This window comes from Bradyrhizobium sp. ISRA442 (assembly GCF_038085055.1).
Lineage (GTDB): Bacteria > Pseudomonadota > Alphaproteobacteria > Rhizobiales > Xanthobacteraceae > Bradyrhizobium.
Genome location: NZ_JALGCN010000073.1, coordinates 1 through 617 on the forward strand (window position 1 = coordinate 1; position 617 = coordinate 617).

Here is a 617-nt window from a genome sequence, read left to right on the forward strand (position 1 = left end):
CCCCACCGGAGGCTTACGGTTTCACAGGCCACTGCCGGTCCCAGACGACAGAAGTCCTGCTGCGCGGCGATAGCTCGCCGGCCGGGGCGATCGGCGCGTAGCCGGCAAACTCAGGATCGATGACCGCCGACGGCACGACCGACTTCTCGGTCCTGCAGAACGAGCTCAAGGGCAAATCGAAGAGCATCGTGCTCGTAGCTTTCGATCTGCTCTACCTGAACGGCCGATATCCGGAAGCTGCCTCTTTCTCAGCGCAAAGCCGAACTCAGGAAGATCCTAAGCGGCACGGACGTCCAGTTCAGCGAAAGCGTCGAGATAGATGGCCGCGAGATGTTTGCACATGCCTGCAAGCTCGGCCTCGAAGGCGTCGTATCGAAAGTACGGGACAGCGCCTATCCGAGGGGACGCACGAACGACTGGGTCAAGAAGACCTGCGTGCAGCGGGAGACGCTGACCATTGCCGGTTTCGCACGGTGGGGGAATTGGTAGACCCTCGCGACTGTTAATCGCGCGCCGAAAGGCACTGCAGGTTCGAAGCCTGCCCGAGCAGCGATCGTGTCCCTAGGCGTGGTGTAACTGGCGGTGGGACACCGCGTTCGCCGGCGAGGGCCGGACAA

At 62.4% G+C, this 617-nt stretch carries 1 tRNA gene and 1 pseudogene; both read left to right on the forward strand.

Features of this window, described 5'->3' with window-relative positions:
• Nucleotides 1-125 precede the first annotated feature (125 nt).
• Nucleotides 126-471: pseudogene (locus MTR72_RS40245) on the forward strand (ATP-dependent DNA ligase); the annotation flags it as partial.
• Nucleotides 468-550, forward strand: a tRNA-Asn gene (locus tag MTR72_RS40250). The pseudogene MTR72_RS40245 and the gene MTR72_RS40250, both read left to right, overlap by 4 nt.
• Nucleotides 551-617 lie beyond the last annotated feature (67 nt).